Source organism: Psychrobacter sp. DAB_AL43B, from assembly GCF_900168255.1.
Lineage (GTDB): Bacteria > Pseudomonadota > Gammaproteobacteria > Pseudomonadales > Moraxellaceae > Psychrobacter.
This window is the reverse complement of the sequence record NZ_LT799838.1, coordinates 2,814,258-2,829,108: the sequence shown is the minus strand read 5'-3', so window position 1 is coordinate 2,829,108 and position 14,851 is coordinate 2,814,258. Positions and strand designations below refer to the sequence as shown.

15 protein-coding genes are annotated in these 14,851 nt (G+C 42.5%); 6 read left to right on the top strand and 9 right to left on the bottom strand.

The window, feature by feature from the left end:
- The first annotated feature begins 104 nt into the window (after positions 1-104).
- A complete protein-coding gene (locus tag DABAL43B_RS12060; protein WP_079692613.1) occupies positions 105-890 on the top strand; it encodes a sulfite exporter TauE/SafE family protein in 786 nt (261 codons plus the stop codon).
- Here DABAL43B_RS12060 and DABAL43B_RS12055 read toward each other — a convergent pair.
- The 3 genes from DABAL43B_RS12055 to DABAL43B_RS12045 form a co-directional block, all read right to left on the bottom strand.
- Positions 880-1,839, bottom strand: a complete 960-nt coding sequence (locus DABAL43B_RS12055; protein WP_079692612.1) for a histone deacetylase — start codon at positions 1,837-1,839, stop codon at positions 880-882. The two genes, DABAL43B_RS12060 and DABAL43B_RS12055, sit on opposite strands and share 11 nt — an antisense overlap.
- A 93-nt stretch (positions 1,840-1,932) precedes the next feature.
- On the bottom strand, positions 1,933-2,760 hold the full coding sequence (locus DABAL43B_RS12050) for a YbjN domain-containing protein (protein ID WP_079692611.1): 828 nt from the start codon (positions 2,758-2,760) through the stop codon (positions 1,933-1,935).
- Positions 2,761-2,839: 79 nt separating this feature from the next.
- Entirely contained in the window at positions 2,840-3,934 is a 1,095-nt protein-coding gene (locus DABAL43B_RS12045; protein WP_227516689.1) for a hypothetical protein, read from the bottom strand.
- 76 nt (positions 3,935-4,010) lie between these two features.
- Here DABAL43B_RS12045 and ccmA point away from each other — a divergent pair, with 76 nt between their 5' ends.
- From ccmA to ccmE, 5 genes are all read left to right on the top strand, one after another.
- Positions 4,011-4,640, top strand: coding sequence for a heme ABC exporter ATP-binding protein CcmA (ccmA, locus tag DABAL43B_RS12040; RefSeq protein WP_079692610.1), 630 nt, complete (start codon positions 4,011-4,013; stop codon positions 4,638-4,640).
- Positions 4,641-4,685: 45 nt separating this feature from the next.
- Entirely contained in the window at positions 4,686-5,432 is a 747-nt protein-coding gene (locus tag DABAL43B_RS12035) for a heme exporter protein CcmB (RefSeq protein ID WP_227516688.1), read from the top strand.
- A gap of 211 nt (positions 5,433-5,643) precedes the next feature.
- On the top strand, positions 5,644-6,429 hold the full coding sequence (gene ccmC, locus DABAL43B_RS12030; protein ID WP_079692608.1) for a heme ABC transporter permease CcmC: 786 nt from the start codon (positions 5,644-5,646) through the stop codon (positions 6,427-6,429).
- Positions 6,430-6,464: 35 nt separating this feature from the next.
- Entirely contained in the window at positions 6,465-6,689 is a 225-nt protein-coding gene (gene ccmD, locus DABAL43B_RS12025) for a heme exporter protein CcmD (RefSeq protein WP_079692607.1), read from the top strand.
- A 239-nt stretch (positions 6,690-6,928) separates the two neighbouring features.
- A complete protein-coding gene (gene ccmE, locus DABAL43B_RS12020) occupies positions 6,929-7,429 on the top strand; it encodes a cytochrome c maturation protein CcmE (protein WP_079692606.1) in 501 nt (166 codons plus the stop codon).
- Between the two features lie 123 nt (positions 7,430-7,552).
- Here the strand turns inward: ccmE and DABAL43B_RS12015 are convergent, their stop codons facing one another.
- The 6 genes from DABAL43B_RS12015 to DABAL43B_RS11990 form a co-directional block, all read right to left on the bottom strand.
- Positions 7,553-8,401 carry an aldo/keto reductase gene (locus DABAL43B_RS12015; RefSeq protein ID WP_079692604.1) on the bottom strand — a complete coding sequence of 283 codons (849 nt, stop codon included), beginning with the start codon at positions 8,399-8,401 and terminating at the stop codon, positions 7,553-7,555.
- Positions 8,402-8,693: 292 nt separating this feature from the next.
- Entirely contained in the window at positions 8,694-9,653 is a 960-nt protein-coding gene (locus DABAL43B_RS12010; RefSeq protein WP_079692603.1) for a MetQ/NlpA family ABC transporter substrate-binding protein, read from the bottom strand.
- 228 nt (positions 9,654-9,881) lie between these two features.
- On the bottom strand, positions 9,882-10,568 hold the full coding sequence (locus tag DABAL43B_RS12005) for a methionine ABC transporter permease (protein WP_079692602.1): 687 nt from the start codon (positions 10,566-10,568) through the stop codon (positions 9,882-9,884).
- Positions 10,569-10,587: 19 nt separating this feature from the next.
- Positions 10,588-11,358 carry a methionine ABC transporter ATP-binding protein gene (locus DABAL43B_RS12000; RefSeq protein ID WP_079692601.1) on the bottom strand — a complete coding sequence of 257 codons (771 nt, stop codon included), beginning with the start codon at positions 11,356-11,358 and terminating at the stop codon, positions 10,588-10,590.
- A gap of 309 nt (positions 11,359-11,667) precedes the next feature.
- Positions 11,668-13,827: a sensor histidine kinase gene (locus DABAL43B_RS11995; RefSeq protein WP_079692600.1), complete on the bottom strand. Its 2,160-nt coding sequence runs from the start codon at positions 13,825-13,827 to the stop codon at positions 11,668-11,670.
- Between the two features lie 156 nt (positions 13,828-13,983).
- Positions 13,984-14,706, bottom strand: a complete 723-nt coding sequence (locus DABAL43B_RS11990) for a response regulator transcription factor (protein ID WP_079692599.1) — start codon at positions 14,704-14,706, stop codon at positions 13,984-13,986.
- Between the last annotated feature and the right edge of the window lie 145 nt (positions 14,707-14,851).

The window sequence follows — 14,851 nt, the reverse complement described above, 5'->3', positions numbered from 1 at the left end:
AATGCAGTGGCTAGTACAAGGGTTAGTGCAATGATGAGTGTAAAGCCTCGTTATATAAGCATAAGTATAGAAAAAGACAGTAAGCTTTGATTGGTAAGGCTGATATGACAGGCATGATAGATGGTGATAGCACACAGACGCTATTGCTGATAGCTATCTTTGCACTGGCATCATTGCTACATGGTATTAGCGGGCTTGGTGTGACTTTAGTGACTACCACCGCGCTTGCCAGTATGTATCCGTTACCTCATGCTATTGTCTTAGTCATTTTTCCATCGTTATTACTCAATGCGATGACTTGGCTGGCAGGTGGCGGTCGCACGATCTGGCAAAACTTTACCTATTATGGCAGACGCTATTGGTTGCTGGCGTTAACCAGCTTACTCGGTAGTATTCTAGGCGCAAAGCTATTGTTATGGGTAGATAGCGCTTATATTTTATTGGTATTGGCAGCTGTCATTGGTTTTTATGTCTTAAGTAGCCTGCTCGGTAAACAAATTCGTCTACCCGATACTAAGCCTGTGCTGATTGCCGTTGGATTTAGTGCAGGCATCATTGGCGGCGCGACCAACGCCATGTCGACCATACTGATGATGTACCTATTGTCTGCCAGTAACGATAAAAACACCGTCGCTAAAGTTGGTAATATGTGCTATTTTTTAGGTAAAATCGCCCAAATTATCGTCCTGCGCGAGCCTATTATGGCGCTAAGCAGTGAGGAATGGCAGCTGATTACCTTCCTAAGTGTACTGTCTATTGCCGCGCTTTTAGTCGGTATTCGCTTACGTCGCTATTTACCGCAAGCGCGTTTTCGTCAGCTTATTTTATTGATCCTAACGGTACTTGGTATTCGTGTCGGTTGGCAGGGTATTGCGTCGTTCATGACTTAATAGTAGCGAGATTCGCCGCTGACGCTACAGATTCGCCAGCCGTTTTATCAAAAAATATCTGCTGCGCCAGCCGAAAAGTATTACAGTGCGCCTCAACCACATCTTCAATGTCTTCTGAATAACCGCCACCCATGACGATAGCCACTGGAATATTGGCCGCTTTTGCTTGGCGTAAGACGTATTCATCACGAGCCTTGCACCCTTCTATCGTTAGTCCCAGTTTACCCAGCTTATCCGTTGCAAGGACATCTACAGCAGACTGATAAAAAATGATATCCGGTACAAAATCAGCGATTAAACGGGGTAGTATATCCATCAAAATCTGTAAATATTCTTCATCACCGGTATCGTTATCTAGCTCAATATCTAAGTCTGATACTTGTTTGCGAAATGGATAATTCTTTGCGCCATGCATACTAAAAACAAAAACGCGAGGCTCGTCTGTCATGATGTTAGCGTTACCATTACCTTGATGAACATCCAAATCGACCACCAAAATCTTTTGCGCCAATCCACGATTTAATAATAAGTTACTGGCAATACAAACATCATTAAAGACGCAAAACCCCTCACCATGATCAGCAAACGCATGATGGGTACCGCCCGCGACATTCATTGCCACGCCATATTGCTGCGCATAAAGCGCACATTCATAGGTTGCGTGAGCAATATATCGACCACGCTCTACCAGCTCTGGCGTCATCTCAAAGCCGATAGCTCGAGCCTCTTTTCTTGGCAACGTTTGGGTCTTAAGCTTGTACCAATACTCTTGCGTATGGGTAGTTAAAATCTCAGCTTCACTCAAGCGTGCAGGCGCAAAAAAATTATCGGCGCTGATAGTGCCTTCTGCCAATAGGCGCTCAGGAATCATGGTGTATTTTTGCATCGGAAAGCGGTGTTTTTCGGGCACTGAATAACAAAAAATGTCAGAGTAGGCAATTTTTAGCATAATGTTGATGATTTTCTAAAGGTTTGGTTTTTGAAAGAGGTGTTTTTAAAATAACATATTGAGCGCAAGGTGATTGCTAAAGATAGTGATGTTTTATTGCACAAATTGAGTTGGCAAAAAAAACGTTCGTGAGTCTGCTTGTTGGCGTAGTTGCGTCAATAAGGTTTGCAACTCTTTAGCAGGATCTTGGTTGCTGATCAAATCACTAAATATCTCATAGGTAACCGTCGTCATCGCGACAACACTTTGCAATAAATGCTCAATGATATCGTCATCAATACCTACTGCTTCGATATCGATAGCATTTTTGTAGCGTATCTCGCCATCGTTGATATCCATTTCTAAGTTGCCAATCAACATATCATAATTAATTTGGGTGATGAGAAGCATGGCGGCACTTTGATGGCTCTCTGGTATTAAAAATGGCAAAACACCATAGACTGCCAGCAGATTGTTTGTCTCTTGCACACGAAACAAATAGCCACAATCGAGCTGCTTATTTCGCATCCTTAAAAATAAATGGTGCGACTGTTGGCTATCGTTGGTTGCAGGTTGATAATGGGTATAGTGCCAATCTTTGCCATTAAAATACTGTTTAAGGTAATCGACAATAGATATGCCGTCATTACTATGTGGCTCCGAGGTGCTCTTAATATCAATATCAATGTCAGTGTCAGCATCAATATCCGTAGCAACACTACTAATAGAATTGCTATCAGATTTGCTATTAGAATTACTAATATCCGCATTATGAGCCTTTAAGCTATAATTCTCCGCTTGCGACGTATTGCTCTCATTATCAACCTTGGCTGCTGGCGTATCCTCAGGCGTTTTTATTTCATCAATAGCAGACTGCACAGTCGATGCTGTTAGCAGCTGTTTAATTTTTTGCCATAAGTTGAGCTTAGTACGTTGACTCATAAATATTGTGCTAGCCAATAAATGATTGATAGTAAGAATTAATAATAAAGCCGGATAAGCAATCTTCTAAAATAGTAAATTAATTGTCACTAAACACCAAACCATCTTTGATGTTAGGCTGCGCATAAAATGCTTGTAGCATCTCACGGGTATGTGCCGTCAGCCATGAGCTTTCAAGAGCGTCATTTATGATAGGCAGTAGGGTGGTACTCAATTGCATTATCGCCTGCTCGTCGATATGTAAGCTTGTTGCGACGGTAGCAATAGTATCGGACTGATGATTGTTATACCAAGTATCGACGCTCGCCGCGACTAAGCTATGCAAGTAAGGTGACAAACGCAGGCGGTTATAGCTTTGTTGGATGCTGGCTTCGATATGCTCAATGCTGCTATCGTTCGGCTCATCCCGTAAATAGGTCTGTATTTCGCTAATCGGCTGCTCTTTAATTCGTGCCCAGCCCGTGACTATCAATCGCGCAACTTCTTCATTTGATAAATGCGCTTGAGCATTTACTTCTGCTCGCCGAGTTAAATCTTTAATATTCCGGTGCAGATACGTTTGCAACTTCTCATCGAGGTTTTTGTTGGTGGCTTTTTCAAAAGAGCTGCGCCCAAGCTTCATGAGTTTACCGACACCGCCTGCTTTATCTAGCGTATTTTCCATAAAGTCGTTGATGGCGTGATAGAGCGTTTGTGTTAGTAAATCTGCAAATGTGTCGTTACCGACCAGCGTATGAATCAATATATTACGCTGCTCGTCATGACTACCCACATAGCCAGCAAGAATCTCAACCTGAGTGTCATCAATCAATTCAGATAAAGGCATATTGTCATTGACTGGATGATAAATAACAGTATGCAAGATATCGCGGATATCTTTACGCAGCACATCACTTAGCGGATGATTCAGTAGCCAGTCATTAATCAGACGCTGCAAATCATCTGCGCTGACATATTTACTGAGTGGCTGCGCGCCTAACCACTGCCAAGCTTCTATACTGAGCGGTTCAGCTTGCTTACGCAGCCATTGCTGCATAAAAGCAACTTGCGCATCGATTAAACTGTCTAGTGTTAACGCTTGTGGGTCTAAGTTTTGGATATCTTTTGAAGTCTGCATAGGTTTTGAGGTCATAGTAATCGACAATTTGTTATACTGTGTGGTTGTGGTAAGCATAAAGTATTATGCCATGAACATCGTCTTTGTTTGTGATGAATATCGACTGCTGCTTAATAAATAATGTGAGGTTTGGATGACGGCTTTGAATACAGCCTTACTTGCGCTTGATGAGCTGACAGTTCAGCGCGGTGAAATCCCTTTATGTGAAGGGGTTGCACTCAATCTAGTAGCTGGCAGTATTTGCCATTTAGTGGGTGCCAACGGTACAGGTAAGACGACGTTACTGATGCAGCTGGCTGGGTTGTTGCCAGTGCTGGAGGGTGAGGTTTATTACCAAGGAGCAGCAAGTTTGCCTATTCAGCCTTTATATGTATCGCACCAGTTGGGCATTCATCCAAATCTCACCGTTGCACAAAACCTAATCTTTCTGCTGAATTTATATGGTATCACACCTAGCACCGCTGATATTGATGACGCCCTAGCTTGGGTAGGGTTGCAAGGCTTTGAGACTATCAGCTCAAGCCATTTATCTGCTGGACAAACCCGCCGTATCACCCTTGCACGGCTATATTTATTGACGCCTGAAGTGACGCCTTTATGGTTACTCGATGAGCCCTTTACCGCGCTTGATGTCGATATGGTGGCACGAATGGAGGACAGGTTGCGTGATTTTGCTAATGCTGGTGGATCGATATTAATGACCAGTCATCAAGCAGTGGGCGTTGCCAATCAAGTGCTCGATTTGTCAGATTACATGGTATAAATACTAGCAGTATAAGTGCGATAAGTATAAGTGGAAGGATGGATAATGAGAGATGGCTCAATACAAGAAAATCCCATACAGCTAGTCAATAAAAGCTCAAACGTAATCGCATCAGTGGCGCGCGGTATCAGCTTTAGGCAATTATGGCGACGCGAATGGCAAGTTAAGCAGCAAGGTGCGGTGCAATGGTTGTATCCTTTGGTGCTGTTTTTAGTAATTATTACCTTATTTCCGCTAGCGGTTGGTAGTGAGCCTGCTTTATTGCAACGCCTTGGGGTGTCGGCGGTATGGATTGCGGCCTTATTGTCACTGGTCATGGGTATCGATGGCTTGTTTAAGCCTGCCCTTGATAATGGCACACTTGCGCAATTAGTCGTCGCAAAAGCCTCGCTGCCGCTCTGGGTGCTTATCCGTTTAGTGATTCACTGGGTATTTAGCAGTGGCATTGTAGCCGCGTTAAGTTTACTTGCCGTGCCCTTATTTCAGCTCAGCTGGTTTGAAGCGTGGATATTGATGGCTTCTATTGTCACCGGTAGTCCGATGCTGCTGATGTTATCAGCCGTTGCGAGCAGTTTGACCTTGTCATTGAAGAATGGGGCAGTATTGGTGCCTTTGATTGCCTTGCCAATGCAGTTGCCGGTCTTGATTTTTGCCACCGGTGCCGTTGATTTATTTGCCAGCGGCCTCAATGGGCTGCCTATTTTAGCCTTGTTATTAGCAGGCAGTATCATCTCAGTTTTGGTCATGCCATGGGTGATTGCGATGACCTTAAAAATGGCGTGGCTCAATTAAAAATAAAAAATGGCGCATTATTAAAACTCTTATAAAAAGCCTTTATGTTAACAGCATGGTGAAAATCGGCAACTTTGCTATAATAGCCTATTAAACAAACAGTCAGCTGTAGATTCTATTCAGCCTTTAACGCCAGCAAGGTAGCGAATAATAGCGCCAATGGCGCGTTATATCGACTATAACCAACAAGCTATGCAATAGGTTCATTCTCATGCCCAACAATAATGTCTCATCTCCTAGCCTGTGGCAACGTATTTGGCAAGTTTTCTTGACCACGGTGGGTACCAAGCAGTTTTTTCGAATCTTTGCGCCTTGGGTCAAGTGGCTAGCGATATTAGCCGGTATCTGTCTGCTCATTGGTAGTGTTTGGGGCTTAGCCTTTGCGCCGCCCGATTACCTACAAGGTAATAGCTATCGTATTATCTTTATTCATGTTCCTGCTGCTAGTCTTGCCATCTCCATTTATTTCGCTTTAGCAGTGTTAGGGGTAATTTATTTAGTCTGGAAGATTAAAACAGCCAGTCTTGTGGCGCAGGCACTTGCTCCCATGGGCTTTTTATTATGCGTAATTAGCTTGTTGACTGGCTCGATTTGGGCAAAACCAACATGGGGCACGTATTGGGTTTGGGATGCACGTTTGACCTCGATGTTGATTTTGGCGTTTTTATATGCGGGCGTCATGGCATTATTTGCCGCTTTTGAGCATACTGCCAACCGTGGCAAAGCGGCGGCTATTCTATCTATTGTCGGTGCCGTGAATCTGCCTATTATTAAATATTCGGTACAGTGGTGGAATACTTTACATCAAGGCTCGACCTTTACCTTAACCGCAGCACCAAAAATGTCTACTGACATGTGGATGCCATTGTTGCTAATGATGATTGGTGGTTATTTACTGGTAGCAACATTGGCGATTTACCGTACCAATACCCTAATTTTATACCGTGACCAAGGTAAGGCATGGGTGAAAGAATATATTCGCGGGCAAGCCAAATGAACGTCGACAAACCAAATAACGGCTAGGAAAATATAATGCAGCCATACTTTTATAGCGTATCTGAGTTTATCGCCATGGGTGAGCATGGTGTTTTTGTCTGGTCATGCTGGGCAATTACCGTTGGCGTGATGTTGGTTTTTATTATATATAGTCGCAGACAAAGACAAGCGTTGATAAAGCAACTGACTATTCAACAAGCGCGGCAGGCACAGCGCACTGCCAAACCTTCTATACCTGCAACCAAACACTCTGCTTCGTAAAAACAATCCAACCTCATTGTTTTGGCTCATTATATCGTCACATCCTAATGGTAAATATATGACCTCATCAGTTGCGATGGGGCTTATTGATTTATGCAAAAAATGCTACCATATAGGTATTAGAAGAGTACGATTAGAAAGACATTTTTAGAACGTTTTTCTAATGGTAGTTTCTTTAATATTTTCTGTTTTATAGATTGATAGTTTATAAAATAGTGATTCACCAATGAGGTAGTGGTATGAACGCAGTTCGTCGCAAAAAACTGATGTGGGTTATGTTTACGCTTGCAGGGGCGGCGATAGCCGTGGTGCTGGTTATTTATGCTATTGGGCAACAGACCGACTACTACTTTGACGCTACGTCCATTGCGCAAGGTGAAGCACCCCAAGATAAACGCATTCGCGCCGGTGGTATGGTAGTCGCTGGTAGTGTTCAGCGTGCGCCAAATGACCCTTTGAGCATTGAATTCGCTATCACCGACTTTGAATCGACAGTGCCAGTGACTTACCAAGGTATCTTGCCAGATTTGTTTGCTGAGAATTCAGGGGTAGTTGCTACCGGTAAAATGCAAGGTAAGACCTTTGTCGCAGGCGAGGTATTAGCGAAGCATGACGAAAATTATATGCCACCAGAAGTTGCCAAATCGATGAAGGAAAATAATCGTATCGGTGCAGTACCTTCTTCTGAGCAATACAATCCTGCTGAAAAGATTCATGAGACTAAGACGTTGCAACAGTAGTTTTTCTAAAAAGATCATGGTTAAGTGGCAAAATTAGTACTTAAGTAATGAGAGCTATAAAAAAGCCAGCGATATTTAATCGCTGGCTTTTTTTATTCGTCATGCTTAAATAATTATTAGCGCTTAATCATCCCACTCAGGAGAATAGTCTGGATGCTTAATTTTACGACCATCAGCACGAGCTAAGCCGCTTATTTTCTCAATCTCATCGGCACTCAATTGCACATTGATAGCGTCTAGATTACCTTGCAGATGATCGGGGTTAGATGTCTTTGGAATAGCGATACGGTGCTTATCGGATAGAATCCAAGCCAACGATACTTGTGCGGGCGTAATACCATGCTTGTCAGCAATTTCTTTAATGTTTTCATTATCAAAGACATCACCACGTGCGAGTGGCGAGTAAGCTTCTAATAAAATATGGTGATTGTTTAAAAAAGTCTGCAAGGTTTTTTGCTTAATAAACGGATGAAACTCGACTTGGTTGACCACAATCGGCACATCAGCATATTTCTCGGCTTCAATAATATTGGCAATATTAAAGTTAGACACGCCAATATTACGGGTTAAACCTTGTTTTTGTAGCTCGCATAGCGCAGGGATGGTTTCGGATAATGGCACACGGTCATCTGGCCAGTGTAGTAACAGCAAATCAACGTAATCGGTATCTAAGTTTTCTAAAGAACGCTTGGCTGCGGCGATGAGTTTTTCTGGTTCAAACTTCATATCATCAGGAAATATTTTCGTCGTTAAAAAGAACTTATCGCGAGCGACACCTGATTGCTTGATACCTTGTCCTACTTCCTTTTCGTTGTCATAAGCTTGAGCGGTATCAATATGCTCGTAGCCCATTTTCAGACCTTGGCTGACCACATCGATACAGTCCTGACCGGTTGACTGCCAAGTCCCAAGCCCGAGTACCGGAATGTTTGCTTGTCCAGCAGTGCGAATATTATAAGTTTTAGCACGCATATTATTATCCTTGTTGTTTTTTTGATTTATTAATAGAAAAATAAGTAGTGGTATTCTAATTTCTATTTAGCTTATCCACTATAGAAAAAATCAGTCGTCAGCGATAGTGCGAGTGACGCTTTCCTACAAACCACAAACAGGCTGTAACGTCATTTTTAGTAAATGATTGTGTATGCAACAAAATCTAGACCAAAAAAAGCCCACTATTTAAAAATAATGGGCTTTTTTTATTTAACTTTTAAAAACAGTCTATGAGTTTAAATTAACTGCTTTGGAAGTTGCTAGGTGTCGATTATTTAGTAGCAGCTTCTGCTACCGGTGCAGTGTCCGCTGTAGGGGCAGCGGCATTATCAGTACCCCAAATTTTTGGATATTTATAGCCAGGGAAGCTATCATGGGCATACTTTTTAAAGGTATCTGAATTATAAGCTTCAGTGACGTCTTTCACCCATTTTTTATCTTTATCTGCAGTTTTGATGGCTGACCAGTTCACATAAGCAAAGCTTGGCTCTTGGAATAACGCTTCTGTCAGCTTGATACCAGCATCGGTGGCGTAGTTACCATTAATGATAGCAAAGTCCACTTCATCACGCGCACGAGGTAGCTGCGCTGCTTCTAGCTCAACGATTTTGATATCGTATTTGCTGTTATCAGCGATGTCAGTTTTTGAAGCAGTAAGAGGATCAATATTGTCTTTTAGGGTGATCCAGCCAAGTTCATTCATCATCACTAAAGCACGAGCAAAGTTACTTGGGTCATTCGGTGCAGAGACACTCATACCCTTAAATACATCGTCGATTTTAGTCTTTTTACCTGAGTAAACACCAAGCGGGGCAGTCGGTACTTGAAAGACTTCTACTAAATCAAGATTATTTTCTTTTTTGAAAGTATCTAGATAAGGCTTATGTTGGAAGATGTTGATGTCTAAATCGCCATCTGCCAAAGCAATGTTTGGGCGGACATAATCGGTAAAAGTTACTAGCTCAACTTCATAGCCTTGGGCTTCTAATGAACCTTTTACTTGGTTACGAACCATATCTGCAAAGTCACCTTCGGTCGTACCGATAATGATTTTGCTATGTTCAGGGTCGATATCACTGGTCGCCGCAGTTTCTGCGCTAGTGCCTTCAGTAACGGGCTCTTTGGTGGCTTCTGGTGCTGATGAATTGTTGCAACCAACCAACACTAGGCTTGATACGCCAACAGCAGCAAATGCAGTCGCTAGCTGACGGCTGATATCTGTTAATTTCATGGAACTTCCTTAATAAGGGATAGAGAACAGGAGATAAAACGTCAACATTAAAAAAGCAACATTATGAATAGTAATGCTGCTAAGTTAAAGGTTGTTAAGATAGTATCAAAATTAAAGGGAATCAGTTACAAAGTCAAGCATTTGCTTAGGATGAATCGGCATTAAACCCTGAGTATTATTCATAATAAGGGTTCCTAGACTACCAATAGCTGATGCTATAAGCCGATTTTAACGCTTATCCAAACGAGTCGCTATCCAGTTGCCAGAAGCCTGAATACCGATGACCATAATCGATAGCATAATGACGATAAATACCATCACTTCAGTTTGGTAGCGATAGTAACCATAACGAATGGCTAAATCACCCAAACCGCCACCACCAATCATACCGGCCGCTGCGGAAAAAGAGAGCAAGCTGATACAGAGAATCGTCACGGACAAGACCAGTCCAGAGCGCGCCTCATTGAGCAAGACTTTGATAATGGTCAGTGGACGGGCACCCATGGATTCGGTCGCTTCAATGATACCACGGGGTACTTCACGTAAGTTTTGTTCGACCAGGCGTGCAAAATAGAACGAGCCAGCAATCGCCAATACCAACGATGCTGCGATTGGTCCAATACCTGTGCCAACGATGGCTTTGGTAAAAGGGCTCATCGCGATCATCAAAATCACGAATGGAAAAGCGCGCATAAAGTTCGTGATAGCACCAAGCACACCGTATAACGTCTTGTTTTGCAAAAACTGCCGATCGCTGGATAAAAATAAGAATATCCCAAACAGACCACCGATAAGGATGGCTACTGTTGTTGAGATACCAAGCATAATAAAGGTATCTACAAACGCTTGCCAAATCTCTTTACGCAGTACGAGCAGCTTATCTATGGAGGCGGATAATTCAGCACCGGTTAACATGTTTATTTCTCCTGCCTCATTAGTCTTCGTGGACTAAGCCTTTGCCAATTGGGGTGGTGGCCTGAATGAGACCGTCGCGTATATCTGCGACTTCGAGTAATTGTCCCTGATGTAACAATGCAGCGCGATCACATAGCCTACGAATGACACTCATTTCATGGGTCACGATGACAATGGTCACGCCAAGTTGTTCATTAATATCACGTAGGCAACTCAATAAGCTGCGTGTCGTCGCAGGGTCAAGCGCACTGGTAGGTTCATCAGCAAGTAAAACTTTAGGACTTGGGGCAATAGCGCGGGCGATACCGACACGCTGCTTTTGCCCACCTGATAGCTGCGCAGGGTAATGGTTGGCGCGGTCGGTCAAATCAACGATTTCTAAGCAATCCATGACACGCTTATAAATATCGCGACTAGGATAGCCGGCTACCGTTAAGTTAAAGGCGACATTTTCAAAGACAGTGCGATTGGACATCAGGTTAAATTGCTGGAAAATCATACCGATATTGTGCCGAGCAATACGTAAATCACTGGCAGATAATGTGGTCAAATCAGTACCATCTATAATCACTTGACCAGAATCTGGACGCTCAAGTAAATTAATCAGACGTAAGAGGGTAGATTTACCAGCGCCCGAATAACCCATCAAACCAAAGATTTCGCCTTGCTGAACAGTTAGTGACGTCGGCTCGACAGCAGTAAACCAATGTGGCTTGCCGTCTTTATCTTTTATAGACCGGTCACTTAAAAAACTTTTGGTCACATCGTGTAAGACAATCATGTCACTCATGGAGGGCTCAAAATTCAATAAATATTTTTAATAGTCAAGAGGCTGTTGCAGTGTCTCTTTATAGTAGAGACTCAAGTTGAAAACAACCTCAATAACCCTAGAATAAGGGGCGCTAATATAGCATATTATCGGGTGTTTTGGATACGGACATCCATCACTGGCTGATAATTCCAGTTTGGTGTGTATTTTGAATGCGTCTTTTTTATTTTGAACAGACTGTATCTATATCAAACGAGATGTGGATGACATAGATAAGCGGTTAGCATGAATGACATAGCATCTGACATTTTATAGTATGAGCTTGCAGAGTCAGTCACGGTTATCATGGTAATTATAATGAGGGTCTTGTTTGACAGGTAAGACCACTAAAAATCGAGTATGACCATTAATAGTGTCAGTGATGATACGTCCTTGATGGGCGGTGACAATTTGCGCAACCAATGATAAGCCAAGCCCTGAGCCTTTATTCTTTTGCTGTAAGCGCACGAATGGACTAAAGACTTCTTCGCGTTTATTTTCAGGGATACCCGCGCCTTCATCAATCACTGCCATGACAGCATATTTTGGTGGTGGACGTGTTGGTTCGGCTTTAGGTTTCTTCAAATGCTTGCTAAATAGACTTTCTTTAAGTGTGGCACCGTTCTCTTTAGAATAGCTTTTAATATCCTCTTTCACAGCAACAGGGTTAGTTTTGCTAACCTTATCACCACCTTCTTTGTTGTTATTTATAGACTTGCTATCGATATCATTATCTACAGAGATTACAGAAGGTTCATGATTTTCAGGAACGGCACGCCACATAACTTTTTTAATTTTATCCGTCAAATCGGTAGTAAAGTTATGGTAATTGGCAATTAGTGAAGGTTTAGCAATAGTTTTAGACGCATCTATAGTGATGGCAGGTTCTGTTGTGTCCTGCTGGTGCGTGATGCTGGTGCCGAGGCTATCGTCAGCTGTCTCTATGCCATCATCACTATCGTTATCAGTATTAATATCAGTATTAATATCAGTATTAATATCAGTATTAATATCAGTATTAACATCATTATTAATGACTACGTTTTCGCCATTTTTGTAGATATCGGGTGCGGGTAACATCGTTAGATGCTCGCTGGTTTCTACTTTTGGCTTATGATTGGCGGCACTAAAAGAGTCATCAAGATTTGATAAGGTGTGTAGATTATGCTTATTTTCTTCAAGCCCATTAACACTGCTAGGCGACTCATCATAGGAGTCAAAATCTGAGTTGTTATAATCAGAAAAGCTACTGCATAGCACTGTTTGTAATAAAAAATCAGGGATTTCGTCAGCTTCATCAATCGTTTGCACGCCATAAAGCAGTACCGTTACTGGAGGTTTTCCGTGCAGCATGGCGTTGGTTAGTAGGTTACGAATTAAATGAGTAAGCATCGATGATTGACCATCAATCGCAATATGCTCACCAATTAAAGTCGCTTCAGGATAGTGTTGCCGTTCTTGATTCACCAAGTCATACAAGTCTAAATGTTCAACTTGCTGTAAGGCATGTCCAGCGTCTAAGCGGCTCACTAGTAAGATACTTTCGACCAAATCATTGAGACCCGACAAGTCGCGATTAATCGCTTGGGCGCGCTTATCAAACTTTTCTTTGGTATCGGTTGGCAGAGCGCCAGCTAGCATATCCATCATCTCAATCTGCAAGCGAATGCGAGTGATGGGGGTGCGCAGCTCGTGAGAGGCATGCGCTAGTAATAAATTATTGGCATCGATAAGATGTTCAATTTTTTGTGCGGCTTGGTTAAATCCGCGTGCGAGCGAAGCAATTTCATCATTACCACGGGCATTGACTCGTACCGTAAAATCGCCATCACCGAGCTGAGCCATCTGCTGACTCAACTGATTGATGCGCCAAGTGATGCTACGGGCAATCCACCAAAGGACGCCAGCCATAATCAGTAGTAGCAGCAGCGTACCAGTAAATAAATTCAGCGCCGCAGAGAGAACCGGTTTTTTAGGCGGCAAACGTGATTCATACAATAGCGTATAGCCTGTACTACTATAGACTTGGGCTTGCTTGGTCGGGGAAGTCTCGGCAAATGAAGGAAATACACGTGACAATAAGGAAGGCGGTGCCGGTAACTCTAACGGCAAATCGCTATTGTCCGTTTGCATCAGCAAACGACCTTCGCTGTCATATAAGCCCATCTTTGCCTGTAATGATTCATCAAAGATATCAAAGCTTTTTTTGACTACCGCCAGCATAAAGCGTGACTGTAAACGATTGTCCTTGCTAACAGCGATGTTTAGCTCATGCAAAAACGGGTCTATTTGTCCTAAAATTTGCGTCGCCAATACCTCTGAGCGGATACCAGCATCTTTGTCATGTACCAGCTGCGTCAATAGCACCATCGCAACGGCAAATAAGATAAGTGCCAGCATAACACTGGCAAATAGCTTAGCAAATACGGAACGAAAACCCAATTGCTGCATTAAATCATCTCTATTATCAGGTGCTTATATCACTTTATGCTTATATCGTTTTATATTAGCAAGCATAAAAGGGGTATCATAAGTATGATACCCCTTTTAACGAACAGCTTTAAAGCAGTTTAACTTTTTATTTACTACTGGCTTATTTACTACTGACTAAACCTGATCGGTGGCAAATTGATAACCGACGCCGCGAACCGTAATAATACGTTTTGGCTGACGTGGATTGTCCTCAATTAAAGCACGTAGACGTGAAATATGCACATCGATTGCGCGATCGATATTGTCTGAACTGTCATCATTTGGCATCGCTTGCCACAATTGTTCGCGGTTCAGCACTTTGCCAGAATGAGTAGCAAAATAATGTAGCAACTGGAACTGATGTGTCGTCAAGCGTACGGGCAGATCATCAATAGTGACTTCATGACTGTCAGGGAAGACGCTTAAACGACCAAACGTTAGACTATCCGATTGACTGTCTGCTTGATTAGGCTGCTCATGTCGGCGAATAACCGAACGAATACGCGCCAAGAGTTCACGCGGCTCAAATGGTTTTGATATATAGTCATCAGCCCCCATCTCTAGCCCCAGCACGCGATCTGTCGTGTCGCCTTTAGCGGTGAGCATAATGATAGGGACTTTATTGGTCATATTATTCTTGTTGCCGCGAATTTTTTGGCAAACTTGCATACCATCCATATCAGGCAGCATAAGATCTAGCACAACCAAATCGATATCACGTTCTTTGGTATCCAATAAATCAAGACCTTCTTGACCAAGTCCTGCATGATGGACATCATAATAATTCATGGTCAGATAATCGCTGATTAACTCTGCTAAGTCTGGATCATCTTCAATTAACAAAATCTGCTTACTCATAATGTTTCCTCTAGTTGTTGTTATAGTTTGTCTAAATATACTTTTTGAATTTAAAAAAGTATCAACTGTCCTTAATTTTCAATGACTCTAAATCTTTATATTAAAAGCATTCTTAATATAAGTGCTTTTAATACAAGCATGTCCA